The organism is Mycobacterium sp. SMC-8 (assembly GCF_025263565.1).
Classification (GTDB): Bacteria; Actinomycetota; Actinomycetes; order Mycobacteriales; family Mycobacteriaceae; genus Mycobacterium.
Genome location: NZ_CP079865.1, coordinates 1,163,815 through 1,189,381 on the forward strand (window position 1 = coordinate 1,163,815; position 25,567 = coordinate 1,189,381).

Sequence of the window (25,567 nt, forward strand, 5' to 3'; positions counted from 1 at the left end):
CCGTGAGTGCGCGGGGCGGGCTGGTGCTCAGCACAGTCGCTCGGTGGCGATCCGAATGTAGTCGGCGGTGGTGGTGTCGACGTCGTGCGCCGCCGGCGTCTGCGGGTGCGCGTTGACGGCATCCTCGGCGTCATCGACGTCGTTGCGCACCAGTGGGGCGACGAAGTCCCAGACCGCCTGCTCGTCCTGCCGGGCCGCGCGGGCCTGGCACACGTACGTCCCGATGCTCAGCGCGGACAGATCGCTGGACGGGGTCACCCCGGCGCCGTGCAGCGCGTCCAGGTACTCACGCTGGCGCGGGGTGACGACGAGCGCATTGGAGGCGGCGGCGTGATCACCGGGGCCGGGCGGCGCGGCGGTCGACCGGCCGTGCGGCGGCGCCGTCTCGATCTCCGATCCCATACCGGCGATCATGCCGCTGTCCAGCGAACACCCGGTCAGGCACGCGATCGGCAGTGCGAGCAGGGCGGACAGCCCGGCCATTCCCGCCTTCGCCGCGCGTGAACCGTGTTGCACGACTCCCAAGGTACCGGGCTCGAAGACGACTTATGGTCAGCGAACCGTCGCGACGAGTTCGCCGGACATGGCGGCCAGCTGGGCGCTCCACGAACCCCAGTCGTGATTGCCCGAGGTCGGGAAGTCGAAGTGGCCGTTGCCGCCGCCGACAGCCCGATAGTGCTGGTAGAACGTGCGATTGCTGCCCTGGGCCTGGTCGCAGTACCCGATCATCGCGGGCACGTCGGTGCAGGTCGTCGTCGCCGGGCTGTAGACCCACAGCCGGGTGTTGTTGTTCACCAGCAGCTGCACGTGCACGTCCGGGTCGTGCCACTTCCAGCGCCCGAGCTGTGGCAATCCCCACATGTTGCGGGTGTCCACCCCACCGAACCGCGCGAGGCCCGCGGTGATGGCGCCGTTGAGCGCGGTCGCCGACGGCGTCAGGAAACCCGACAGGGACCCTGCGAAACGGTAGCGGTCCGGGTGGAACGCGGCCATCGTCATGGCTCCGGTCCCGCCCTGGGCGGCGCCGACGATCGCGTGCCCGTTCGGGGCCAGACCCTTGTTCGCCGCGAGCCAGTTCGGCAGCTCGTCGGCGAGGAAGGTCTCCCACTGCTTGCTGCCGTCCTGCTCCCAGTTGGTGTACATGCTCCACGCCCCGCCGGCCGGCGCGGCGACCGAGAGGCCCGTACCGGACAGCGTGTTCATCGCGTTGCCCGCGGTGACCCAGTTGCTGACGTCGGGGGCGGCGTTGAACGCGTCGAGCAGCACCACCGCGTGCGGTCCGCCGCCCTGGAACGCGACCGGAATCGCCCGGCCCATCGCCGCCGACGGCACCATGAGCATCTCGACGCCCTGGGCGTTGGCGGCCGGTGCGCTCACGCCCCCGAAGATCGCCGCCGCGGCCAGCACTGCCGCCCCGATCGCTCGAAACACCGCGTGCATCTGCCACCTCATCTTTCGCGCGCCGCCGCCGGATCCCGCCCCTGCTCCGCAGTAGTGAATCACATCACCGGCGACCGCCGGTGCCCAATACGACCGACGGCGGTGACCCTCTTTCGAGGATCACCGCCGTCGCATGCGTGAAGTTGCTAGCCGCCCGAGACCGGCTCGGCGACCGGCTCGGCCGGGGCCGAGGGCTGCGGCACAGCGCCGAGCACCCGCTGGATGTCGGGCTTCATCTGCTGCAGCTGTTGACCCCAGTACCCCCAGCTGTGGGTACCGCTGGACGGGAAGTTGAACACGCCGTTCTTACCGCCCGCGGCGATGTACTCCTCCTGGAACGTCTTGTTGGTGCGCAACGTGAAGCCCTCGAGGAACTTGGCGTTGAACAGGTTGCCCGAGGTGGCGCCGGCATCGAGCTCCGACGGCTTGCCGTTGCCGCAGAAGATCCAGATGCGGGTGTTGTTGGCCACCAGCTTGGACATGTTGACCATCGGGTCGTTGCGCTTCCAGGCCGGGTCACTGGAGGGACCCCACATGTCCTCGGCCTTGTAGCCGCCGGCGTCGCCCATCGAGATGCCGACCAGCATCGGCCACCAGCCCTCGGACAGGTTCAGGAAGCCCGACAGCGAGCTCGCGTACTGGAACTGCTGGGGGTAGTGGATCGCCAGCGTCAGCGCCGCCGAACCGGCCATCGACAGCCCGACCGCGGCGTTGCGGTTGGGGTTCACACCCTTGTTCGCCGCCAGGTAGGCGGGCAGCTCCTGGGTGAGGAACGTCTCCCACTTGTAGGTGCTGCAGCCGGCCTTGCCGCAGGCGGGCTTGTACCAGTCGCTGTAGAAGCTGGACTGACCGCCGACGGGCATGATCACCGCCAGGCCGGAGTCGACGTACCACTCGAACGCGGCGGTGTTGATGTCCCAGCCGTTGAAATCATCCTGGGCGCGCAGACCGTCCAGCAGGTACACGCCGGGGGCGTTCGGGCCTCCGCTCTGGAACTGGATCTTGATGTCGCGCCCCATCCCGGCGGACGGCACCATCAGGTACTCCACCGGCAGACCGGGGCGCGAAAACGCACCGGCGGTCGCCGACCCACCCACCGCGCTGATCAGGCCGGGCAGCACAATCGCCGCGAGCGCAGCCACCGTGAGCCGGCGACCTACCTCGCGCAGCTTCCCAACGAGCTTCATGCTTGTCTATTTCCCATCTGTCGTAAGCAGCAACGGGCCGCCCGTCCGGAACGGACGGTCGTAGAAACCGGCCACTTTGCCCGTGTAGTCAACCACACCTTTGTGGTGATCTCTCTTTCCGCGAGCGCGGGCGCTGCGGCGGTGTGAGGCCCTCACGGACCCCTTCACATGCCTTATCTGACCGACATGGCTTCAGCGTTACCTAAAGCGTTACGTAAGCAGAAACCCCTCGCCGCCAACAAATCGCTACGGTCCGGTCGCAGGCAGCCCGGTATAGGGCGGATTCACCGGCTCCGGCACCGGCAGCCCGCACCGCTGCAACTCATAGCGCGGCACCCGGTCGATGCGGTACCTCGTGTACTCCACCGCATGCATCAGATTGGACAGAAATCGCCTCGGACTCATCGGCGCCCGGATCGCGTTCAGCACGGCCTCGGTCTCCGGACACTTCAACGCCGCCTCGGCCTGGCGGATCCAGTCCTCGTCCAGATAGGCCGGGATGTATGGAGGTTCTTTGAGGAACGGCCCTTCGGCGACCGCCCAGTCGGGAAACAGGTTTTTGTCGTGGCCGATTCGACCGTCCTCGATCCGCGCGGTATGCGCCGCAAGAGGATTCGCCAGGCCGATCTGGTCGATCACCCGCACGTCGAGGCCCACGTTCATGCCGAGCATCCCGAGATTGGTGAAGAACACCGTCTGCGGACCGCGGTAATCCGGCGGCGCGTCGGGCGGCGGCGGGTAGGCCGGCACCACGTCCCACATGTCGTAGTTGCCCGACGGCAACCACAGGGCGCCGTCGGGGGTGTTCCGGATCGCGGTGAGCACCGCGCGCATCCGCGGGTAGTCCAGATAATCCGCCGCGGTCAGTGGATGGGCATTCCCGGTGGCCTGCGAGTAGAACCGGCGTTCGTCGACGATGCCGGTGTAGGTGACCCGGGTGGCGTCGGCGCCCATCCCCGGGCTGTGAGCCGCCCACAGTGACCATCCGGCGACCGCCACCCACAGCACAGCGGTAGCGCCCGCGTACAGATAGCTTGCGCCCCTGGCCATCCGGCGGCTGTCGGGAAGCATCAGCGGGATCACCGCAACCGGAGCCAAAAGACAGAACAGCGGCGTCAGCAACACCCGGCCGTGCATGAAGTCGCCGCCCTGGCGGATCCAGTAGATGCCCTGCAGCAGTCCGCTCACAAGCATGAAAAGCACCACCGCCGAAGGGCTCTGCACCATGCGCGCCACCCAGCCGGAATCGGCGGGGGCACGCCTGTCGGCCCCGGGCCGCCTTCCGCACAGCAGCATCACCATGATCGCCAGACCGATCAGCAGCACCGCCGGCGCCCACAACAGGTAGGGCTGGTTGAAGTTCGCCAGATAGACGAACCCCTGCTGCCACTTGGCACCCGAAGCGTCCTTGGCCAGTGCGGTGCCGGGAAAGATCAGGCCGTAGTAGCCCATCCGGAAGATCTGGTAGGACACCGGAAGCAGGCCGCCCGCGACGATGATCAGCCCCCGCGCGCGCCAGTCCTTGGCGGCGATCAGCATCATGAGCAGGGCGAGCCCACCGATCAGGGCGAGCTCTGGACGCACCAGCACCGACAGGCCGGCCAGGAACGCCAGCGCCAGGTCGAACGGGCGCGAGGTGGCCGTCTTGCGCTCCGGCCGGCGCTCGCGCGTCCCGCGCAGTGCCTGCGCCCAGACCACCATCATCCACCACAGCAACCCGAGATAGGCCAGCACCAGCCCGTTCTCGAGTCCGGAGGTCGCGAAGTCGCGCGCCGGCGGCACCGCGATGTAGACCAGGATCCCGGCCGGCAGCAGGATCGCCCGGCGTCCCTTGAGCGTCGGCCGGTACAGCCTGGCGGTGCCCAGTATCACGAACACCGCCCCCAGCACACTGAGCAGCAGAGCCAGCACCAGCGCCACATACTCAAGGCGGGCAGGGCCGGCCACCAGGCCGCCGAGGTACATCAGGTAAGACCACACCGTGGACGTGTTGGCCTCCACGCGCTCCCCGGCGTTGAACACGGGGCCGTTGCCGGCCAACAGGTTCCGGACCGTGCGCAACACGATCAGGCCGTCGTCGGCGATCCAGCGGCGCTGCCATGCGCCCCAGCCGAACAGGACGGCGACCAGCGTGACCGAGAGCCACAGGCTCACCCGCAGCGGCAGATCGGACGGGATCGCGGGCCGGCGGACGGCCGCCGGGACGATCAGCGTCTCAACTGAGGATGACTGCGGCACCGACGGTTCCAATCCACGCCAGCGCCAGCAGCTGGAGCACCCGGTCCTTCAGGGCGATCTCCTCGGGCTCACCGGCAAGGCCGCCGTCGACGTCGACGGCATAGCGCAAGATGGCGATCGTGAACGGGACCATGGAGACCACGAACCAGGAGGTGCCTCCGGTCGCGTCACGCTCGAAGGACCACAGGCCGTAACACAGCACGAGCGCGGTGGCCGACAGGGTCCACACGAACCGCAGGTACGAACTGGTGTAGCTCTCCAGCGACTTGCGGATCTTGGCGCCGGTGCGCTCGGCCAGTTGCAGTTCCGCGTACCGCTTTCCGGCCGCCATGAACAGCGACCCGAATGCCATGGTCAGCAGGAACCACTGGGACAGTGGCACATCGGCGGCGACACCGCCCGCGATGGCGCGGATCAAGAAGCCCGACGACACGATGCAGATGTCGATGACGGGCTGGTGTTTGAGACCGAAACAGTAGGCCAGCTGGACGGTGATGTACACCGCCATCACCAGCGCGAGGTTCGGGGTGACCAGCCACGAGACCACCAGCGAGATCGCGGCGAGGATCGCGGCGAGCACGTAGGCGAACGTCTCGGGGACCACCCCGGCGGCGATGGGCCGGAACCGCTTGGTCGGGTGGGCGCGGTCGGCCTCGACATCTCGAGCGTCGTTGACCAGGTACACGCTGGAGGCCGCCAGGCTGAAGACCACGAACGCGATCACGACGGGCAGCAGCACCGACAGCGGGTCCTCGCGCAGCCGGTCGACGAAGCTGGCATCGGCCAGCGCAGCCACCGGCGCCGCGAACACCAGCACGTTCTTGACCCACTGGCGCGGGCGGAGCGCCTTGACGACGCCGGCGGCGAAGTTCCGCGGCGGACCCTGGGTCGGACCGGTCTCCTGGCCCACCTCGGACGTGCTCATCGCGGTGCCCTCCTACGCTCCCGGTCGGCGACCGTGTCCGCCAGCTTGCCGACTGCTTTTCCGACGACCGCCCCGACCGCCACCCCGGTGAGCACGTCACTGGGATAGTGCACGCCGACCACCAGTCGCGACAGCGCCATCGGCGGTACCAGCACAGCCGGCAGCGGCAGCCCTGTCGGGCGCGCGAGCAGGACGGCCGCCGCGGTCGTCGACGTGGCATGCGCGGACGGGAAGCTCAGCCGGCTCGGGGTCCCGACGTTGACCGCGATCGCCGGGTGGTGCGGCCGCTGCCGGCGCACCACCCGCTTGATCACGACGGCCGCGGCGTGCGCCGCGAAGGCCCCGGCCGCCGCGGCGAGGTAGTCCCGGCGCCGGCGCGGGGACAGCAGCGCGCCGAGCGCGGCGATGCCGATCCAGCCCAGGCTGTGCTCGCCGAAATGCGACAGCCCGCGCGCCGCGGGAAGCACTCCGGGCCGTTCGGCCAGCGCATGCTGAACGGCGACCAGCACGGCGTCTTCGCCGCGCGCAGCGTCAGTCATCACCGAACTCGTTGAGCAGCACGCTCTCCCACTTCTGCTTACTCGTCAGCGTGGGCAGCGCGGCGCGGTAGGCCTTGCGCATCCGGTGGAACTTGCGGGCCAGCAGCGCCTGCCGCTTCAACGACTCCCGTAGAAGCTCGAACATCTTCTCGCGGTCACGCTGCCGGTAGACCACACCGCGCCCGTCGGCGGTGGTGACGGTGACACCGTCGACCTTGCACAGCGAGAACCAGCGGGCGTCCTGGGTGGCGACGTTGATCTGCGGGCGGCGGTGATGCTCGGGGTCGTGCGCCTTGAGCTGGTGCAGCACCCCGCGCGTGAGCCGCAGCGAGATCGCCGCCGGCCCGACCGGGATCTGCACCTTCTTGCGCCACTTCGTGTCCGACGGTGTCGGCAGCACCGTCGCGCTCGGCAGCACCACCGCGTCGGGGAACTGCTGGCGCATCTTGCGCACGTCGGGCAGCGCGGACTCCAGGATCGCGAACAGGTTCTCCGGGCCGGCCAGGAAATCGTCCATCGCCTTGTTCTGGATGGCGACCGTCGAATATTCAAGGCACAGAAGGTGTTTGAGCGTCGCCTTGAGGTGGCTGGTCAGCAGGCCACGGATGTTGCCGTCCCAGTGCAGCGCGGCGACCACCAACCGGTTACGCAGGTGGAAGTACGCCTGCCAGTCGATCGCGTCGTCCTTGTCGCTCCACGCCATGTGCCAGATCGCCGCCCCGGGAAGCGTCACCGTGGGGTAACCGTGCTCCCCGGCGCGCAGCCCGTAGTCGGCGTCGTCCCACTTGATGAACAGCGGCAGCGGCTGGCCGAGTTCCTCGGCGACCTGCCGCGGGATCATGCACATCCACCAGCCGTTGTAGTCGACGTCGATGCGGCGGTGCAGCAGCCGGCTGCGCTCGCTCTCCTCGTCGCTGAGCGGGTACTTCGCGAAGTTGTGGTCGTACTCGGTGTTGACCGCGTTGGTCCACATGAAGTTCGCTGAGTCGACCATCTCGCCCATGACGTGCAGGTGCGACGGCTCCTGCAGATTGAGCATCTGACCGCCGACGAGTGTGGGCCGCTTGGCGAACCGGTTCAGCGCGAGCGCGCGCAGGATGGAGTCCGGTTCGATGCGAATGTCGTCGTCCATGAACAGGATCTGCTCACAGTCGGTGTTCTTCAGCGCTTCGTACATCACCCGGCTGTAGCCGCCGGAGCCGCCGAGGTTGGGCTGGTTGTGGATCGCCAGCCGGTCGCCGAGCGCGGCGGCCGCCTCCGCGAAGCCCGGGTGGTCCTTGGCCTTGCTGGTGCCCTGGTCGGACACGATGACCGCGCCGATCACCTCGTCGACACGCGGATCGGAGGTCAGCGCGGCCAGCGCGTTGACGCAGTCGGCGGGTCGGTTGAACGTCGGGATGCCGACCGCGACGTTGGCGCGCCCGGGGGCGTCGATCGGCGCGTACCAGGCCGCGTGGTGCAGCGTGGACTTGGCGTCGGTGGTGATGTCGAACCAGATCCAGCCGCCGTCCTCGAACGGGGTGAGCTCGATCTCGAACTCGAGCACCGCGGGCGGTCCGTCCTCGGGGCCGGCGATCGGGGCGCCGCCGACGGTGATCCGGGCGCCGGTCGCCTTGGACCGGTAGACGTCGACACGGGCGCTGCCGGTGAGCTCCACCCGCAGCACCACGGACTCCAGAATCGACCACCGCCGCCAGTAGCTGGCCGGGAACGCGTTGAAGTAGGTGGCGAAGGACACCTCGGATTCGGCGCCGATCTCCAGTGTGGTGCGGGTCGGTGCGTGCGCACGCCGGGCATTGGTGTCCGATTCCTCTATATAGAGCTTGCGGACGTCGAGCGGCTCGCCCGGCCGCGGCAGGATGATCCGGGCCAGGGGGCTGACCGCCCGTGACTGCTCGGTGTCGAGCGCACCGGACGGGATGTCACTCATGCTCCACTGCTTTCTGTCTCGGGATCCGCCAGCGGCGCACCGTCGCGCAGGTGGGGCGCGAGCGTGTTGTCGTACATGTTCAGCGCGCTGGCGATCGCCATGTGCATGTCCAGGTATTGGTAGGTGCCGAGGCGGCCGCCGAAGAGAACCTTCGACGACGCCGTCTCCGCCCTGGCCCGCGCCCGGTAGGCGGCCAGCACCGCGCGGTCGGCATCGGTGTTGATCGGATAGTAGGGCTCGTCGTCGTTCTCGGCGAACCGCGAGTACTCCCGCATGATCACCGTCTTGTCGGTCGGATAGGACCGCTCGGGGTGGAAGTGCCGGAACTCGTGGATGCGGGTGTAGGGCACGTCGGCGTCGTTGTAGTTCATCACCGGGGTGCCCTGGAAATCTCCGGTCGGCAGCACTTCGACCTCGAAGTCCAGCGTGCGCCACCCCAGCCGGCCCTCCGAATAGCCGAAGTAACGATCCAGCGGGCCGGTGTAGACCACCGGGGCGTCCGGGTTCGCGGCGCGGAGCCCGTCACGCACATCGAACCAGTCGGTGTCCAGCCGCACCTCGATGCGCTCGTCGGCGGCCATGTTCTCCAGCCACCGGGTGTAACCGTCGACCGGCAGGCCCTCGTAGGTGTCGTTGAAGTATCGGTTGTCGAACGTGTAGCGCACCGGCAACCGGGTGATGTTGCTCGCCGGCAGCTGCTTGGGGTCGGTCTGCCACTGTTTGGCCGTGTAGTGCTTGACGAACGCCTCGTAGAGCGGGCGGCCGATCAGCGAGATGGCCTTCTCTTCGAGGTTCTGCGCGTCGGCGGTGTGGATCTCGGCGGCCTGCTCGGCGATCAGCGCCCTGGCCTCGTCGGGGGTGAAGTACCTGCCGAAGAACTGGCTGACCAGGCCCAGGCCCATCGGGAACTGGTAGGCCTGCCCGTTGTGCAGGGCGAACACGCGGTGCTGGTAATTGGTGAAGTCCGTGAACTGGCGCACGTAGTCCCAGACCCGCTTGTTGCTGGTGTGGAACAGGTGGGCGCCGTACTTGTGGACCTCGATGCCGGTCTGCGGCTCGGCCTCCGAATAGGCGTTGCCGCCGATGTGCGGACGGCGTTCGATCACGAGGACACGCTTGCCCAGTTGCGTGGCCGCCCGTTCGGCGATGGTGAGGCCGAAGAAGCCGGAACCGACGACGAAGAGGTCGAATCCGTCGGCCTGCGGGCGCGCTGCGGCCCGGGGATCAGGAGAGATCATCGGCAGCAAGGGTATCCGACCGGGGCTGCCCGACCCGAAACGACCGAGCCGTGCAGGTCGCGATTCGCTCACGATTCAGTCTCGTCACTCTAGACACTCCAGTCACGTCAGTAACATCGACCGCGTACCCCAGTACGTGATCCGAGCTTTTTCATATTTGAGAGGACATTCCGTGCCGAACCGACGTCGCCGCCGGCTCTCGACAGCCATGAGCACAGTCGCGGCTCTGGCAGTCGCGAGTCCAGTAGCAGTTCTTGCCGTTTCCGAATTGTCCGCGCCACCGTCAGGTGACGGCGCGCCTGAGCACCGTGAGTTCGTCCAGGCCGCGTCCATCGCCGACCTGCCCGGCGAGTTGATCTCCGCGCTCTCGCAGGGCCTCTCCCAGTTCGGCATCAACCTGCCGCCGATGCCGACGAGTCTGCTCACCGGGACCGGAGCCTCGTCCCCGACCACCTACGCACCGGGTCTGGGCACACCCAGCCTGGCCTCCCCCGGGCTGACCATGCCGGGCCTGACCGCTCCGGCGTTGACGGATCCGGGGCTGGCCAATCCGGCCCTGACCAATCCTGCGCTGACCAGCCCGACCGGGGCGACCCCGGGTCTGACCACCCCGTCGCTGGCCGACCCCGGCCTGTCCACCCCGAGCCTGACCGACCCGGCACTGGCCTCCCCCGGCCTGACCACGCCGTCGCTGGCCGACACCGGCCTGGCGACCCCGGGGCTGTCGACGCCGGGCTTGTCCACCCCGCCGGCGCTGACCGATCCGGCGCTCGGGGCGCTGCCCATCTCGACGTCGGGCTTGCCCGCCACCGGTGAGATTCCGATCTCCGCGCCGGTCGGCCTGGATCCCGCCCTCGGGTCCTACCCGATCCTCGGCGATCCGTCGCTGGCCGCGACCCAGCCGGTCGCCTCCAGCAGCGGCGGACTGCTCGGGGATCTGACCAGCGCGGCGAACTCCCTGGGCGCCGGGGAAGCGATCGACCTCCTCAAGGGCGTGCTGATGCCGGCGATCATGTCGGCGGTCAAGCCGCCGGTCGCCCCGCCCGCCGCTCCGGTTGCGCAGGCCGCGGGTGAAGCGGGCGCCGAGGCCGAGGCCGCCCCGCTGGGGGCCGCCGAGGCCGCGATCGAACCGGGCGCGTAGCACCGCCCGGCCGCAGTCCTGTCGCGGAACGGCACCGCAGAAGCGCCTGAGCGCTCTGCGGTGCCGTTGCGCGCGTGTCGCAACACAAGCAACATACGGCACATAAGTAACATCAGTCCGTGCTGTATCGGCGTCCCGCACCTTCGATACTGTTTTCCGCGCTCGCGGCGACAGTGGTGCTGCTGCCGTTGGCGATCGCCGGAGTCCCCGACTCCGGCGATTCCCCGTCGACGGCCGCACCGCAGGTGGTCGAGCAACCGCTGGCCGACCTCGGAGGCGGCGAGACGATCCGCGAAGTCCACCAGGACACCCCGTTCTCGATGGTGGCCCTGACCTCGCAGGACTTCGGCGGCACGACCGTGCGGTTGCGCGCCAGAAAGGACGACGGCTCGTGGGGGCCGTGGTATGACGCCGAACCCCTCGAGGGTGTCGGCGCCGACCAGCCCGCACCGGGCGGGGTCCGAGGCACCGACCCGATCTTCGTCGGGCGCACCACGACCGTGCAGATCGCGGTGACCCGCCCCGCCGACGCGCCCGCGACCGGGCCGGCCGCGCCCGGGCAGCCACCCGCCGGCCCCGAACTCGGCTACATCCCGGCCAACGTCGAGCAACCGCTGCCGCAGAACATCACCGCGGTGTTGATCAGCCCGCCGCAGGCGCCGCCGGACCTGGTGCCGATGCCCAACGCCGCGACGCCCGCAGGTCAGCCGCCGCGCATCATCAACCGGGCCGAATGGGGCGCCGACGAAGGCATGCGGTGCGGCGAACCGCGCTACGACAGCAGGGTCCGTGCCGGCGTGGTGCACCACACTGCGGGGAGTAACGACTACACCCCGCAGGACTCGGCGGGGATCATCAGATCGATCTACGAGTACCACACCCGGACCCTGGGCTGGTGCGACATCGCCTACAACGCGATGGTCGACAAGTACGGCCAGGTCTTCGAAGGACGTGCGGGCGGCATGAACCGACCCGTCGAGGGTGCGCATACCGGCGGCTTCAACCACAACACGTGGGGCGTGGCGATGCTGGGCAACTTCGACGTCGTCCCCCCGACACCGATCCAATTGCGCAACACCGCAAGGCTTCTGGGGTGGGTGCTGGGCCAGTCCGGGGTCGATCCGCTCGGCACGGTGGTGCTGCCGTCCGAGGGCGGCTCGTTCACCAAGTTCCCGTTCGGCTCGTCGCCGACGCTGCCGGCGATCTTCACCCACCGCGACGTCGGCGCCACCGAGTGCCCGGGCAACGCGGCCTACGCTCTGATGGGCCAGATCCGCGACATCGCAGCCCGATTCAACGATCCTCCCGGCCCCGAGCAGCTCGCCGAGACGCTGCGTGGCGGCGCCATCCATGCCAAGTGGGAATCCCTGGGCGGCATGAACAGTTTCCTCGGCCGGCCGACCTCACCCGAGGCGTCCGGCGAAGGCGCCACCCGCTATGTGACCTTCGAGCGCGGCGCGGTGTACTGGTCCCCCGAGAGCGGCGCCGAGCCCGTGACCGGAGAGCTGTACAAGGCCTGGGGCGCACTCGGATTCGAGCGCGGCGCGTTGGGCCTGCCGACCAGTGCCGAAATCGCCGAACCGCTGTGGATCGTGCAGAACTTCCAGCACGGCACCCTGAACTTCGACCGGGAGAAGGGCACCGTCACCCGCGTGATCGACGGTGTTCCCGTCGAATTGCCGCCCGACACCGGCGATTCGGAGCCGGTGCAGTTGGAGCGGTTCACCCCGCCGAGCAACCCCGTCTAGACCGGCCGGCTACGTCAGCCGGGTGCCGAGCTGAGACCGGGAGCGGATCCCCAGTTTCCGGTACACCCGGGTGAGGTTGGTCTCCACCGTCTTGACGCTCACGTACAGCGTGTCGGCGACCTCCTTGTTGCTCATGCCGGAGGCCACGAGTTCGGCGATCCGGCGTTCGGAATCGGTCAGCTCGGCGCCGCTGCGGTCTCCGGCGTCGATGCGCGCCAGTTCCGTGCGGGCCCGCTCGGCCCACAGCGGCGTGCCGAGCTGTTCGAACTGGCGCAGCGCGCCGCGTACCGTGCCGGCCGCCGTGTCCCGGCGGCGCAGGCTGCGCTGGATACCACCCATCACCAGCTGGGTGCGGGCCCGCTCGAACGGCATCGGCAACCGATCGTGCTGGACCATCGCCCGCCCGACCGCGGCAAGAGCGCCGTCCAGGTCACCCTGCGCCGCGCACAGCATTGCCCGGCAACGGTTTCCGACAGCCAGCAGCCACGCCCGGTCCAGCGCCGCGCCGTTGCGCTCGAACGCAGCGATCATCGGCTCGGCCTCACCGTGCCGGCCGAGCGCGATCAGCGCCTCCACGGCGTCGGGCACGAACCAGCATCCGATCAGCTCGGTCCCCCTGAACGGCCGGTACAGCTCGATCAGCGGTTCGGCCATCGCCGCCGAGCGGGAGTGGTCACCGCGCGACACGTGCAGAAACGACAGCGCCGCACGCGCCCAGACCGTCAGCGCCGCGTACCCGGCGCCCCGCTCGAGTGCGCTGTGCGCCAGTTCCCGCGCATGGGCCTCGCGGCCGCGGTAGGCGGCCGCCACCGCGCAGATGCTGGTCGGGATCACCATCGACCCACCGACCTGCCGGGCTCGCTCCAGAAGGTCCGCGGCATGCCGGTCCGCCTCGTCGTATCGGCCGCGCCAGATCGCCACCAGCGTGCGGTACCCCGTCACAGCCATCACGTCGTGTTCGGCGCCGCGCTGCACACACCGCTCGGCGATGTCGGTGAGCTGCCGGTCGGCCTCGTCGAGACGACCGGTGATGGCCAGGGTGAGGCCGCGGGTCGCGCTGGCCCGGAACGGGACCGGGATCGCTGCGTCGACGTCCTCCAGGTCGACCGCACGCTGCAGCGCGGCTTCGTCGAGTCCGTCCCCGGCCTGGCACCGGACATACACCGACGTTGCCAGCGCCTGGCTGGTCAACGCCGGCATCCGGGTGCGTTCGGCGATCTCGACGGCCAGGTCCACCGACGCGATCTGACGGTCGAACGCCCCGGTCATCCCTTGGGCGAACCCCAGCATCAGCAGCGCAGACACGTGCACGGCGTCGTGACCCTCGGCGTCCACGCAGGCGCGCTCCAGCAGGGCGACGGCCGCGCCGTAGTCGTCCTCGAAAATCCGCACGCCGGCAAGCAGATTCAGCGCGATCGCGCGCAGCACGCCTGAGCCCAGTTCGCCGATCACGCCGTCGAGCAGGGTGGCTGCCCGCGGCATGTCGCCGGCGGCGTAGTGGTGTTCGGCCGCACGGATCCGCCGGGACACGCTGTCGCCGCCGAGCCGGATCGCCAGTTCCATGAACTCGGCGGCTGCCGCGGGCGCCCCACGGTGACGCGCCGAGTCGGCCGCCGCGTCGAGCGCCGCCAGCGTGGCGTCGTCGGCGACGGTGGCCGACATCGCCAGGTGCCGCGCGCGCAGTTCGGGGTGCTGCTTGAGGTCGGCCAGTCGACGATGCAGCTCGCGCCGCCGGGCCGGCGGCGCGCTGTCGTAGATGCCACTGGCCAGCAGCGGGTGGGTGAAGCGGACCCGGTTGCCCTCGATGACGACAACGCCGGAGACCTCCGCGGCTTCCAGCATCGTGGTCACCTGATCTGCGCTGCGCTCAACGGCTTCGGCGATCAGGTCCACCGTCGGTGCGGTCGCCGACGCGGCGGCCAGCAGCATGTCGCGCACCTGCAGGTCGAGTCGGTCCACCCGCAACCGGACCAGCTCTGCCAACGTCGCGGGCAACCGCACCGCCGGCCCCCACGACTCGCCGTCCATCACCCGTGCCAGCTCGAGCGCGTAGAGCGGGTTGCCGCCCGACACCTCGGCGATCCGCACGATCGCAGGTCGTGAGAACCTGCGCCCCAGGCGAGCCGACAGCATGGCGTGCAGCGCGCCCAGGCTCATCGGCGTGACCTGCACCCGGGTCAGCGCACCGGTGCCGACCTGCAGCCAGGAGGCGGCAGGCTCCCCGACCTGCGCGCCGGTCCGTTCGGTGACGACGACACCGGCGGGTCCTCTGAGCCTGCGGGCCACGAACGCCAGCACCGCGCGACTGGACGGGTCGAGCCACTGCACGTCGTCCACGGCGATCAGCACCGGGGCCTGCGCCCCCAGAATCTGCACGGTGCTCAACAGTGCTGCGGCGGTGACCCTTTCGTCGGTCTGCCGGCCGGAGGTGTTCTTGCGCAGCAGGACACGGTCGGCGGCCAGCCGCTGCATGCCGGGCAGCGCCGCCAGCACGTCCTGGTCGACGGTGCTCAACAGATCGGCGACGGCGGCGTGCGCCAGCCCACTCTCGGCCTCGCCGGTGCGCGCCGAGAGCACCACGAATCCGGCCTCGGCGGCGCGCGCGAGCGCTCCGGCCCACAGCGTGGTCTTACCGATGCCCGCCTCACCCTCGATCAGCATCCCGACCGGCTGCCTGCGGGCTGCTGCGAGGAAATACCCCACGGCGGTCGACGCCGCGGGGCCATACCCACCCCCCACACCGGACATCATGCCAGGAGCAAACCCGGGCACTTACCGGAAGGTGAGAGTGTCCTGCAAGATCCCTGTGGTCTATCGACTACAGCCACCACCGCTCGAGGACGCGGGCGACGCCGTCCTCCGCGTTGGTGGCGGTCACCTCGTCCGCGGCCGCGACGGCGTCGGGGTGAGCGTTGCCCATCGCGACGCCGAGCCCGGCCCAGTCCAGCATGGGCACGTCGTTGGGCATGTCGCCGAAGGTCACCACGTCGGCCGCGTCGATCCCCTGAGGCCGGGCCAGTTCCTCGATACCCGCGGCCTTGCTGATGCCCAGTGGCATCACCTCGATGAGCCCGTTGTTCGTGGAGTAGGTGATGTCGCCCTCGACCCCGATGTGCGGGGCCAGCGCGGCGGCCATGTCGGCGCTGCGCGCCCCGGCCTTGCGGATCAACAGCTTGACCGCCGGTGCGCTCAGCAGATCCTCGATCGAGACCTCGGTGTTGTCCGGGTTCAGCCAGGCGTGCTCGTATCCCGGCGAGCTGACGAACTGCGGAGTGGCGGCGTCGTGCGCGCTGTTCCCTACCCGCTCCACCGCCAGCCCGGCGCCCGGGATGATCCGGGTGGCGATCTCGGCGAGCCGGGCCAGCGCGTCGGTGGCCAACGTCCGCGCCGAGACGATCCGATCGGTCGCCGGGTCGTAGATCACCGCGCCGTTGGCGCACACCGCCATCGGGGCGAACCCGAGTTGGTCCACGATCGGCGGCACCCACCGCGGCGGCCGGCCCGTCGCGAGCACGAACTGTGCGCCGCCGTCGACCACGGCACGCACCACCGAACGGGTTCTCGGACTGACGTTCTCGTCGTCGTCGAGCAGTGTGCCGTCCACGTCGGTGGCGATCAGCAACGGCTTCACCGGTTTTCGGCCCGTCTACGCGCCCGCTCCGCCAACTCGGCCTCCTCCAGACGTCTGGCTTCCTGCGGCGTCGGCGCTCCGCCGCCCAGCCGGCGCGGCACCCAGAACGCACCGCTGGGTCGCGGGTAGCCTTTCTGCGCCTCGTGCAGCAGATCGGTCATCTTCGCGCGCAGTTCCCGGTCCAGACCGGCGGCATCGCCGCCGTCCGGCCGGATCGGTTCACCAACCGCGACGGTGACCGGAATCTTGTTGCGTCCCAACGCCCTCGGATGATCCTTGGTCCACATCCGGTGGGCGCCCCAGACGATCAGCGGCACGATCGGCACCTGCGCCTCCCTGGCCATGCGCACCGCGCCGGACTTGAACTCCTTGAGTTCGAAGCTGCGGCTGATGGTCGCCTCGGGATACACCCCGACCAGCTCACCGCCGCGAAGCGCCTGGACCGCGGCGGCGTAGGCACCCGAACCGGCGCGGCGATCCACCGGGATGGTCCCGGTGTGGCGGATGAGCCACGCGATGATCCGCACGTCCTGCATCTCGGCCTTGATCATGAACCGCATCCGCCGCTTGCGCCTGCTGGCCGCCAGCGCAGCCGGCAGCCAGTCGACGTACCCGGTGTGGTTGATGGCCACCACGGCGCCCCCGACGGCGGGCAAGTTGTCCTCCCCGCGAAAGGTGATCCGTGTGCCGGTGGCTCTGACCGCCAGGTGTGCCGTGATCTCCAGGGTGCGGAAGACCGGTTCCATCGGCCTACCCCGGCGTCTCGGCGGTTCCGGTGTCCAGCCCCGGTGCGCCGCGCTTGGCGGCCTTGGCCGCCGCCTCCTCGGCATCCATCCGGTTGGCCTCGGCCAGCGTCGGCGCCCCGCCACCCAACCGGTGCGGCACCCAGAACTCGCCCGCCGGGTGCGGCCCGTAGGCGTCCTGCACCTGCTCGAGCAGGTGCTGCATCCGTGAGTGCAGCACCGTGGTCAGCTCGGCCGCGGGCAGCGTGGGCTCGATCGGCTTGCCGACCGCGATGGAGATCGGCACCTTCGGCCGCCACAGGTTCTTCGGCTGCCCCTTGGTCCAGATGCGCTGAGCGCCCCACACGATGTGCGGCACGATCGGCACCTCCGCCGCGATCGCCATCCGCGCCGCGCCCGACTTGAAGGCTTTGATCTCGAAGCTGCGGCTGATCGTCGCCTCGGGATAGACCCCGACGAACTCGCCCTCCCGCAGCTTGCGGCAGGCCTCCTCGAACGATGCGGCGCCGCTGTCGCGGTCGACCTCGATATGACGCAGGCTGCGCATGATCGGGCCGGTGACCTTGTGGTCGAAGACTTCTTTCTTCGCCATGAACCGCACCTTGCGCCCGAGGCCCTGCCGGTAGGCCGGCAGGCCGGCAAAGGTGAAGTCGAAGTAGCTGGTGTGGTTGATCGCGATCACCGCGCCGCCGGTCTTCGGCAGGTTCTCCACCCCGGTCACCGTGAATTTCAGGCCCTGGACCCGCCAGGCCAGGCGCGCGAGCTGGATGACAGTGCCGTATACCGGTTCCACAGCCGCCAGCGTAGTGCGCTGCCAATCCGCGACACACGAGGGACATCCAGGCCGTGAGTGCCCCACCGAACCGCGTCCGGGGCCTCACTGGAACGACGAGCCCCTCTCACCCGGCTAAGCTGCAGGGCGGACCAACAGCACCCGATCCGGGTGCAGAAGGGGTATCTGTGCAGGTCACCAGCGTCGGCCACGCCGGCTTCCGTATCGACACGAAGGCCGGGAGCATCCTGTGCGATCCGTGGGTGAACCCCGCGTACTTCGCGTCGTGGTTCCCGTTCCCGGACAACAGCGAGCTGGACTGGGCGGCCCTCGGTGACGTCGACTACCTGTACGTGTCGCATCTGCACAAGGACCATTTCGACCCGCAAAATCTCCGCGAGCACGTCAACAAGGACGCCGTGGTGCTACTGCCCGATTTCCCGGTGCCGGATCTGCGCCGGGAGCTGGAGAAGCTCGGCTTCCATACGTTCTTCGAGACCACCGACTCGGTGAAGCACCGGGTCAGCGGCCCGAAGGGCGATCTGGACGTGATGATCATCGCGCTGCGCGCCCCGGCCGACGGACCGATCGGTGACTCCGGCCTGGTAATCGACGACGGCGAGACCGTCGCGTTCAACATGAACGACGCCCGCCCGGTCGATCTGGACGTGCTGCACACCGACTTCGGCCAGGTCGACGTCCACATGCTCCAGTACTCCGGAGCGATCTGGTATCCGATGGTCTACGACATGCCGGCACGCGCCAAGGAGGCGTTCGGGACCCAGAAGCGGCAGCGCCAGATGGACCGGTGCCGCCAGTACATCGCGCAGGTCGGCGCGACGTGGGTGGTGCCGTCGGCCGGGCCGCCGTGCTTCCTGGATCCCGCGCTGCGCAGCCTCAACGACGACCACGCCGATCCGGCCAACATCTTCCCCGACCAGGTTGTGTTCCTCGACCAGATGCGCAGCCACGGTCACGACGGCGGACTGCTGATGATCCCCGGGTCGACGGCCGATCTCACCGGGTCGCAACTGAACTCGCTGACCCACCCGATCCCCGACGACGACGTACTGGCGATCTTCACCACAGGCAAGGCCCAGTACATCGCCGACTACGCCGAGCGGATGGCGCCGGTGCTGGCGGCGCAGAAGGCGGGGTGGGCCCCGGCGGCCGGGCCGCCGCTGCTGGACCCGCTGCGCGAGCTGTTCGAGCCGATCATGCTGGCCTCCGACCAGATCTGCGACGGCATCGGCTATCCGGTCGAACTGCGCCTGTCCGGTCCGGGCCACGACGAGACGGTGGTCATCGACTTTCCAAAACGCGCTGTGCGCGAAGCTGTTCCGGGTGAGAAGTTCCGGTACGGCTTCGCCATCGCGCCGGAGTTGGTGCGCACCGTGCTGCGTGACCGCGAGCCCGACTGGGTGAACACGATCTTTCTGTCCACCCGCTTCTCGGCGTGGCGGGTCGGCGGCTATAACGAATACCTCTACACGTTCTTCAAATGCCTGACCGACGAGCGGATCGCGTACGCCGACGGCTGGTTTGCCGAGGCTCACGACGACAGCGCCTCGATCACGTTGGACGGCTGGGAGATTCAGCGGCGCTGTCCGCACCTCAAGGCCGACCTATCGAAGTTCGGTGTGGTGGAAGGCGAGACGCTGACCTGCAATCTGCACGGCTGGCAGTGGAACCTGGCCAGCGGCCGCTGCCTGACCACCAAGGGCCACGAGCTGCGGTCGGAGAAGCTGTGACCCAGCCCCGCGGGTCCACCCGCTTCTACGACGACGGCCGTATCCAGCTCGACCGCGAGGCGGTCACGTTGCGGCGCTACCACTTTCCGTCGGGCACGTCGAAGATCATCCCGCTGCGCGAGATCCGCGGATACCGTGCCGAGCCGCTCGGCGCGTTCACCCATCGCTTCCGACTGTGGGGCACCTCGGATTTCCGTCGCTGGCTACCGCTGGACGTGAACCGGATGCGGCGCTCCACGCTGGTGACGTTCGACGTCGACGGGACCCGGCTGGACCCGGCGTGCACGCCGGAGCGACCCGAGGAGTTCATCGAGGTGCTCGACGAACTCCTGGACGCCCGTTAGCTTTTCGGCTTCAGCACATCGGTGCCGACATACGGCACCAGCGCTTCGGGGACGCGCACGCTGCCGTCCGGCTGCTGGTGGTTCTCCAGGATGGCGACCAGCCACCGGGTGGTGGCCAAAGTGCCGTTGAGCGTGGCGGCGGTCTGCGGCTTGCCGTTCTCGTCGCGGTACCTCACCGACAGCCGGCGCGCCTGGAACGTCGTGCAGTTCGACGTCGACGTCAGCTCGCGGTAGGCCTGCTGGCTCGGCAACCACGCCTCGCAGTCGAACTTGCGCGCCGCCGACGAGCCGAGATCGCCTGCGGCGACGTCGATCACCCGGTAGGGCACCTCGATCAGTCCGAGCATGTGCCGCTGCCAGCCGAGCAGCCGGGTGTGCTCTGCCTCGGCGTCCTCGGGTCTGGAGTAGACGAAGCCCTCCACCTTGTCGAACTGGTGCACCCGGATGATGCCGCGGGTGTCCTTGCCGTAGCTGCCGGCCTCACGGCGGAAGCACGACGACCACCCGGCGTAGCGCAACGGCCCGGCCGACAGGTCGAGGATCTCGCCCGAGTGGTAGCCGGCCAGCGGCACTTCAGAGGTCCCGACCAGGTACAGGTCGTCGGCCTCCACGCGGTACACCTCGTCGGCGTGGGCGCCGAGGAAGCCGGTGCCTGCCATGATCTCGGGCCGCACCAGCACAGGCGGCACCATCAGCGTGAAGCCGTTCTCGGTGGCGGTGCGCACCGCAAGCTGGAAGAGGCCGAGCTGCAGCAGCGCGCCGAACCCGGTGAGGAAGTAGAACCTCGACCCCGACACCTTGGCACCGCGCTCCATGTCGATCAGCCCGAGCGACTCGCCGAGCTCGAGATGGTCCTTCGGGTTGTCGATGGCCCTCGGCTCGCCGACGGTGTCGAGCACCACGAAGTCGTCCTCGCCGCCGGCCGGGACACCGTCGATGATGAGATTCGAGATGGCCATGTGGGCGGCGCTGTAGACCCGTTCGGCCTCGGCCTGGGCGGACTCGGCGGCCTTGACCTTCTCGGCGAGGTCCTTGGCCGCGGCGAGCAACGCCGGCCGTTCGTCCGGGGTGGCCTTGCCGACCAGCCTGCTGGCGGCCTTCTGCTCGGCGCGCAGGTTGTCGGCGGCCGAGATCGCGGCCCGCCTCGCGGTGTCGGCGTCGGCGAGCGCGTCGACGAGACCGGGGTCCTCGCCCCTGGCCAGCTGTGAAGCGCGTACGGCGTCGGGGTTCTCTCGCAGCACCTTCAGGTCGATCACGGGCGCAACCCTACGGGGTCGGCCGGGGTCCTGGCATAACCGCGCAACGTCGCCGCCGAGCCGGCTCCAGCCGCATAACTTTACAATTGCATCACTTGTCACAGCACCTGACACGCCTGTCACAATGGAGCGGATGTCAGAGATACCTGGCCCGACACCGAGCCCGTGGTGGCGGAGTCTGCAGGCCGCGTCGACCCGGCGCGCGCTGTTGTTGACGGCCCTCGGCGGCCTTCTGATCGCCGGGGTGATCACCGCCCTCCCGACGACCGACCCGAACGGCGGGCTCACCGCCAACTCGATCTCACTCGGCCCCCGCGGCAACGACACGTTCGACCATGCCAAGAGCGGCGACTGCCTGAACTGGCCGGACCGCACACCGGACGCCGCGGAGATCGTGGACTGCGCCGGTGAGCACCGGTTTGAGGTGGCGCAGTCGGTGGACATGCGGACGTTCCCGGGCAGTGAGTACGGCCCGGACGCCGCGCCGCCGTCGGCGGCACGCATCCAGCAGATCAGCCAGGAGCAGTGCTCGGCCGCGGTCAAGCGCTACCTCGGGGTGCGCTTCGATCCCAACTCCCGCTTCACCATCAGCATGCTGTGGTCCGGTGACAAAGCCTGGCGGCAGTCGGGTGAGCGGCGCATGCTGTGCGGCCTGCAGCTGCCCGGCCCGAACAACCAGCAGCTGCCGTTTAAGGGCAGGGTCGCCGAGATCGACCAGTCGAAGGTGTGGCCTGCGGGCACCTGCCTGGGTATCGACTCGGCGACCAATCAGCCCACCGACATTCCCATCGACTGCGCCGCACCGCACGCGATGGAGGTCACCGGTGCGGTCAACCTGGCCGCGAAATTCCCGGACGCGGTCCCGCCCGAGCCGGAGCAGGACACGTTCATCAAGGACGAGTGCACCAAGCTGACCGACGCCTACCTGGCCCCGATCAAACTGCGTGACACCACGCTGACGCTGGTCTACAGCACGGTGTCGCTACCGAGCTGGTCAGCGGGCAGCCGCCAGGTGTCGTGCAGCATCGGCGCCACCCTCGGCAACGGCGGCTGGTCGACTCTGCTCAACAGCGCCAAGGGCCCGTTGATGATCAACGGGCAGCCACCCGTCCCCCCGCCGGACATCCCGGAGGAGCGCCTGAACCTGCCGCCGATCCCGATGCCGGAGTCGTCCGGCAGCTCGTCGGACTCGTCGAGTTCAAGCTCGTCGTCTTCGAGCTCGTCGTCTTCGAGCTCGTCGGGTTCGAGCTCCGATGACAGCCAGCAGTCGACCGTGCACGGGCCGCAGACCCCGGCACAGCCCGAGCAGCCGGCCGGTCAGGTTCCGGAGTCGGGTAACACGTTCCTCAACGGAGCGCCGCCGGCTCCGCCCGCGCCCCCTGCCGACCAGTTGCCTCCGCCTCCGCCTCCGCCTGTAGATCAGCTGCCACCGCCTCCCGCACCGGCGCCACCGGTGCCCGGTCCGCCGCTCGCACCGCCACCGCCGCCGCCACCCGGGGTGTAGCCCGATGGCCGTGCGGATGAGCCCGCAACGGTTCGACGAGCTGGTCGGCGACGCGCTGGATCTGATCCCGCCGCAGCTGGCCAAGGCGATCGACAACGTGGTCGTCCTCGTCGCCGACCGCAACGAGGAAGAACCCGAACTGCTCGGTCTCTACGAGGGCGTCGCACTGACCGAACGGGACTCCTGGTATGCCGCCGGCTCGTTGCCGGACGCCATCACGATCTACCGCGGGGCCCTGCTGGACATCTGCGACAGCGAAGCGGAGGTGGTCGACGAGGTGGCCATCACCGTGATCCACGAGATCGCCCACCATTTCGGTATCGACGACGACCGCCTCCACGAACTCGGCTGGGGCTGACCCGTCCGCCCGGCCCGTTCGTGAAATGGCCGCGCGGCAACCGGGACCCGTCACCGGCGGGTGCTATGAACGGGGCATGACCAATCAGTGCCGCGCCTGCCGTTCAGGGCTGGAGCACTGCCACGGCGCGCTCATCCACCACGCCTACCGTCGTGCCGAATGCACCGAGGACGGCTGCATCGCCACCGACAGCGTCCATGAGATCCACCTCGACTGCAGCGCGGTCGGATGCGTGTGCGACGAGCACGTGACGGTCTCAGCCCATCGGGTCGGCTGAGGCCGCCGGGTCCACGCCGGTCGTCACCGGGGTGTCCGGGTCGAACGGCGGGGTGAACTTGCCCCACTGCACACAGCTCCACCGGCCCTCGGTGACCGGGGCCAGCACCACGGATTCGGTGTTGGCCAGGTGGTGGTCGACCGCGAACCGGCTGTCCACCCCGGCCAGTACCGCCGACACCAGACGGATGGCGGCGCCGTGGCTGACGACGATGATGTCGTCGTGCCAGCCCGGATCGTCCAGGTAGCGCATCCGCAGCTGCTCGAGCACGGGCACGTATCGGTCGATCACCTGCCGCGCCGACTCGCCGCCGGGCAGGGCGAGATCGAGTTCTCCTTCGTGCCAGCGCCGGTAGATGCTGTTGAACTGGTCGTGGGCGGCCTCGTCGTCGCGGTTCTCCAGCTCACCGACCTGCACCTCGTGCAGACCTTCGAGTTCGTGGCGGCCGTGCGCCGGCGCGGCGAGCTCGGCCGTGATGTGGTGCGCGGTCTGGACGGCGCGGATCGCCATCGAGTGCGCGACCAGCGCCGGCGGACGGGCCAGCGTCCGGGCGAACGAGCGGGCCTGGTCGCGCCCGAGATCGGTGAGCTCAGCCCCCGGCGGCAGCGTGTCGAGCCGGCGTGCCACGTTGCTGTGGGTCTGGCCGTGCCGCACCAGCACCAGGCGCCCGCTCACGGTCGCCCCTCCCGGAGCCGGTCCAACCACGCCGTCGCGCCGTCCGTCGGCGGCGGCACCGCGCCGACGACCTCGCCGGTCGGCCAGGACCCCAGGTAGCGCACGTCCGCGCAGCGGCGGTACAGCGCCCGCAGGGCCTCGGCGACCAGCACGTCGTCGATGTGCCCGACGAAGTCGAGGAAGAACTTGTAGGTGCCCAGTTCGGTGCGGGTGGGCCGCGATTCGATGTTGGTCAGGTCGATGTCGCGGACGGCCAGCTCGGTCAGCGCCGACACCAGCGCGCCGGGCACGTTGGCCAACTGCAGCACCACCGAGGTGCGGTCGGCGCCGGTGCGCTTCGGGGGCTGACCGGGGCGGCCCGCGAGCACGAACCGGGTTCGTGCATTCGGCTCGTCGACGACGTCGCGGGCCAGCGCCTCCAGGCCGTACCGCTCGGTGGCGAGCGCGGTGCTGACGGCGGCGTCCGCGCGTTCGGCCGCCACGTCCTGTGCGGCCGCGGCGTTCGAATTGGCGGGCACCAGTTCGGCGTGCGGCAGCCGCTGGGCGAGCCAGCGCCTGACTTGCGCGGCCGCCACCGGATAGGCGGCCACGGTGCGGATGTCCGCCGCGGCGACGCCGGGACGCACCGCGATCGTGAACGCCACATCCAGGGTCAATTCCGCGAAGATCTGCAGTGGGGTGCCGACGGCCAGGCTGTCCAGGGTCGGGATCACCGACCCGTCGATCGAGTTCTCGATCGGCACGCAGGCGTAGTGTGCGTCGCCGGACCGCACGGCCGCCAGCGCGGCCGAGGTGGATTCGGCGGGGATCCGGGTCACGGGCTCCGGCCCGGCGTCCGGGGTCGGCGGCGGGATCAGCCCGCTGGCCTCGATGGCGCGCAGCGCCGCCTCGGTGAACGTCCCCTCCGGGCCGAGGTATGCGATGCCGGGCACCGCACCACCCTAACGGTTGCCCCGGTAATCCCGTTCCGCTGCGGAAGCCCTTGCGCGGCGGTGGCGAGGGTAGTTAAGTTAGCCTCACCTTACCAACTTGAGGAGGCGGCGATGACCCCATCGACAGCGACTTCAGCCCCCACTACCGCGGAGCGGATCCGCAGCGCCTGCGCACGGGCCGGGGGCGCGATGCTCGCCGTGGAAGGCATCGACCCGACGGCCACGCCGGTGCACCACCTGCTCGACGACGGGTCGTTCGCGATCACCGTGCCCGGGGACGGCCCGCTGGCCGCCGAGGTGACCTCGAAGGGCAACGCGGGCATCCAGGCCGTCCTGGAGATGACCGACTACGCGCCGCTGCCGTTGCGGGAACCGGTGCGCTCGCTGGTCTGGATTCAGGGCAGGCTGCGCGACGTGCCGCTCCCCGAGGTGCCGGCGCTGCTGGATCTGATCGCCGCAGCGGAACCGAACCCGGCTCTGCTGCAGGTCGAGGCGGGGCATCGCGGTCCCGGAAGCGGACACCGCGACGAGACCCGCTACGCGCTGATGCGGCTGGAGATCGAGTCGGTGGTGGTCGCGGACTCGACCGGCGCCGAGTCCGTCGCGCTCAGCGCCCTGCTGGGGGCACGACCGGACCCGTTCTACGCCATGGAGTCGTGTTGGTTGCAGCACATGGAGTCGGCACACCGCGACGTGGTCGACCGGCTGGCAGCCCGGCTGCCCACCTCGCTGCGGCAGGGTCGGGTACGACCTCTCGGGCTGGACCGCTACGGGGTGCAGCTACGGGTGGAGAGCGAGGACGGCGACCACGACGTCCGACTGCCGTTCACCCGTCCGGTCGACGACGTGACCGGCCTGAGCCAGGCCATCCGGGTACTGATGGGCTGCCCGTTCCTCAACGGCCTGCGCGCCCGCGGCGCCTGAGCCGTCCCCAGCCG

The 25,567-nt window shown here is 69.5% G+C and carries 23 protein-coding genes; 8 read left to right on the forward strand and 15 right to left on the reverse strand.

The annotated features are described in order from the left end of the window. Positions 1-27: 27 nt before the first annotated feature. The 8 genes from KXD97_RS05750 to glf all read right to left on the reverse strand — a co-directional run bounded on the left by KXD97_RS05750 (position 28) and on the right by glf (position 9,497). Positions 28-483: a DUF732 domain-containing protein gene (locus tag KXD97_RS05750; protein ID WP_260757851.1), complete on the reverse strand. Its 456-nt coding sequence runs from the start codon at positions 481-483 to the stop codon at positions 28-30. A gap of 69 nt (positions 484-552) precedes the next feature. Then, complete coding sequence (locus tag KXD97_RS05755; protein ID WP_260755811.1) at positions 553-1,440, reverse strand: alpha/beta hydrolase-fold protein; 888 nt, start codon at positions 1,438-1,440, stop codon at positions 553-555. Between the two features lie 146 nt (positions 1,441-1,586). Further along, on the reverse strand, positions 1,587-2,627 hold the full coding sequence (locus KXD97_RS05760) for an esterase family protein (protein WP_260755812.1): 1,041 nt from the start codon (positions 2,625-2,627) through the stop codon (positions 1,587-1,589). Between the two features lie 246 nt (positions 2,628-2,873). Continuing rightward, on the reverse strand, positions 2,874-4,865 hold the full coding sequence (zomB, locus tag KXD97_RS05765; RefSeq protein ID WP_396884692.1) for a flagellar motor control protein ZomB: 1,992 nt from the start codon (positions 4,863-4,865) through the stop codon (positions 2,874-2,876). Beyond that, positions 4,843-5,790 carry a decaprenyl-phosphate phosphoribosyltransferase gene (locus tag KXD97_RS05770; RefSeq protein WP_260755813.1) on the reverse strand — a complete coding sequence of 316 codons (948 nt, stop codon included), beginning with the start codon at positions 5,788-5,790 and terminating at the stop codon, positions 4,843-4,845. The genes zomB and KXD97_RS05770 overlap by 23 nt, the downstream gene beginning before the upstream one ends. Further along, a complete protein-coding gene (locus KXD97_RS05775) occupies positions 5,787-6,329 on the reverse strand; it encodes a phosphatase PAP2 family protein (protein WP_260755814.1) in 543 nt (180 codons plus the stop codon). Before KXD97_RS05775 ends, KXD97_RS05770 begins: the two co-directional genes overlap by 4 nt. Then, complete coding sequence (locus tag KXD97_RS05780) at positions 6,322-8,259, reverse strand: glycosyltransferase (protein ID WP_260755815.1); 1,938 nt, start codon at positions 8,257-8,259, stop codon at positions 6,322-6,324. Before KXD97_RS05780 ends, KXD97_RS05775 begins: the two co-directional genes overlap by 8 nt. After that, positions 8,256-9,497 (reverse strand): UDP-galactopyranose mutase, encoded by a 1,242-nt coding sequence (gene glf, locus KXD97_RS05785; protein WP_260755816.1) that lies wholly within the window; start codon positions 9,495-9,497, stop codon positions 8,256-8,258. The genes KXD97_RS05780 and glf overlap by 4 nt, the downstream gene beginning before the upstream one ends. Positions 9,498-9,669: 172 nt before the next feature. Here glf and KXD97_RS05790 point away from each other — a divergent pair, with 172 nt between their 5' ends. Both KXD97_RS05790 and KXD97_RS05795 read left to right on the forward strand, forming a co-directional pair. Beyond that, positions 9,670-10,638 (forward strand): hypothetical protein, encoded by a 969-nt coding sequence (locus KXD97_RS05790; protein WP_260755817.1) that lies wholly within the window; start codon positions 9,670-9,672, stop codon positions 10,636-10,638. 119 nt (positions 10,639-10,757) lie between these two features. After that, entirely contained in the window at positions 10,758-12,386 is a 1,629-nt protein-coding gene (locus KXD97_RS05795) for an N-acetylmuramoyl-L-alanine amidase (RefSeq protein ID WP_260755818.1), read from the forward strand. Between the two features lie 9 nt (positions 12,387-12,395). Here the strand turns inward: KXD97_RS05795 and KXD97_RS05800 are convergent, their stop codons facing one another. The 4 genes from KXD97_RS05800 to KXD97_RS05815 form a co-directional block, all read right to left on the reverse strand. Further along, positions 12,396-15,134, reverse strand: a complete 2,739-nt coding sequence (locus KXD97_RS05800) for a LuxR family transcriptional regulator (protein WP_260757853.1) — start codon at positions 15,132-15,134, stop codon at positions 12,396-12,398. Positions 15,135-15,204: 70 nt separating this feature from the next. Next, complete coding sequence (locus KXD97_RS05805; protein ID WP_260755819.1) at positions 15,205-16,017, reverse strand: HAD family hydrolase; 813 nt, start codon at positions 16,015-16,017, stop codon at positions 15,205-15,207. Continuing rightward, positions 16,014-16,763 carry a 1-acyl-sn-glycerol-3-phosphate acyltransferase gene (locus KXD97_RS05810; RefSeq protein ID WP_260755820.1) on the reverse strand — a complete coding sequence of 250 codons (750 nt, stop codon included), beginning with the start codon at positions 16,761-16,763 and terminating at the stop codon, positions 16,014-16,016. Before KXD97_RS05810 ends, KXD97_RS05805 begins: the two co-directional genes overlap by 4 nt. Positions 16,764-16,767: 4 nt before the next feature. Further along, complete coding sequence (locus KXD97_RS05815) at positions 16,768-17,553, reverse strand: 1-acyl-sn-glycerol-3-phosphate acyltransferase (protein WP_260755821.1); 786 nt, start codon at positions 17,551-17,553, stop codon at positions 16,768-16,770. Between the two features lie 167 nt (positions 17,554-17,720). On the opposite strand from KXD97_RS05815, the gene KXD97_RS05820 reads away from it, so the two are divergent. Together KXD97_RS05820 and KXD97_RS05825 are read left to right on the forward strand one after the other, a co-directional pair. Next, a complete protein-coding gene (locus KXD97_RS05820; RefSeq protein WP_260755822.1) occupies positions 17,721-19,283 on the forward strand; it encodes an MBL fold metallo-hydrolase in 1,563 nt (520 codons plus the stop codon). Then, positions 19,280-19,627, forward strand: a complete 348-nt coding sequence (locus tag KXD97_RS05825) for a hypothetical protein (RefSeq protein ID WP_260755824.1) — start codon at positions 19,280-19,282, stop codon at positions 19,625-19,627. The genes KXD97_RS05820 and KXD97_RS05825 overlap by 4 nt, the downstream gene beginning before the upstream one ends. On the opposite strand, the gene serS is transcribed toward KXD97_RS05825, so the two are convergent. After that, positions 19,624-20,883, reverse strand: a complete 1,260-nt coding sequence (serS, locus tag KXD97_RS05830) for a serine--tRNA ligase (RefSeq protein WP_260755825.1) — start codon at positions 20,881-20,883, stop codon at positions 19,624-19,626. The two genes, KXD97_RS05825 and serS, sit on opposite strands and share 4 nt — an antisense overlap. Before the next feature lie 124 nt (positions 20,884-21,007). Here serS and KXD97_RS05835 point away from each other — a divergent pair, with 124 nt between their 5' ends. From KXD97_RS05835 to KXD97_RS05845, 3 genes are all read left to right on the forward strand, one after another. After that, positions 21,008-22,387: a septum formation family protein gene (locus KXD97_RS05835; RefSeq protein WP_260755826.1), complete on the forward strand. Its 1,380-nt coding sequence runs from the start codon at positions 21,008-21,010 to the stop codon at positions 22,385-22,387. Positions 22,388-22,391: 4 nt separating this feature from the next. Beyond that, positions 22,392-22,745, forward strand: coding sequence for a metallopeptidase family protein (locus tag KXD97_RS05840; RefSeq protein ID WP_260755827.1), 354 nt, complete (start codon positions 22,392-22,394; stop codon positions 22,743-22,745). Between the two features lie 76 nt (positions 22,746-22,821). Continuing rightward, positions 22,822-23,022 carry a hypothetical protein gene (locus KXD97_RS05845; protein ID WP_260755828.1) on the forward strand — a complete coding sequence of 67 codons (201 nt, stop codon included), beginning with the start codon at positions 22,822-22,824 and terminating at the stop codon, positions 23,020-23,022. Here the strand turns inward: KXD97_RS05845 and KXD97_RS05850 are convergent. Both KXD97_RS05850 and pheA read right to left on the reverse strand, forming a co-directional pair. Further along, positions 23,002-23,697, reverse strand: coding sequence for a histidine phosphatase family protein (locus KXD97_RS05850; RefSeq protein ID WP_260755829.1), 696 nt, complete (start codon positions 23,695-23,697; stop codon positions 23,002-23,004). The genes KXD97_RS05845 and KXD97_RS05850 overlap by 21 nt on opposite strands. Further along, entirely contained in the window at positions 23,694-24,629 is a 936-nt protein-coding gene (gene pheA, locus KXD97_RS05855; protein ID WP_260755830.1) for a prephenate dehydratase, read from the reverse strand. The genes KXD97_RS05850 and pheA overlap by 4 nt, the downstream gene beginning before the upstream one ends. Positions 24,630-24,740: 111 nt before the next feature. Between pheA and KXD97_RS05860 the strand changes: the two genes are divergently transcribed. Further along, on the forward strand, positions 24,741-25,553 hold the full coding sequence (locus KXD97_RS05860; RefSeq protein ID WP_260755831.1) for a DUF2470 domain-containing protein: 813 nt from the start codon (positions 24,741-24,743) through the stop codon (positions 25,551-25,553). Positions 25,554-25,567: the final 14 nt, after the last annotated feature.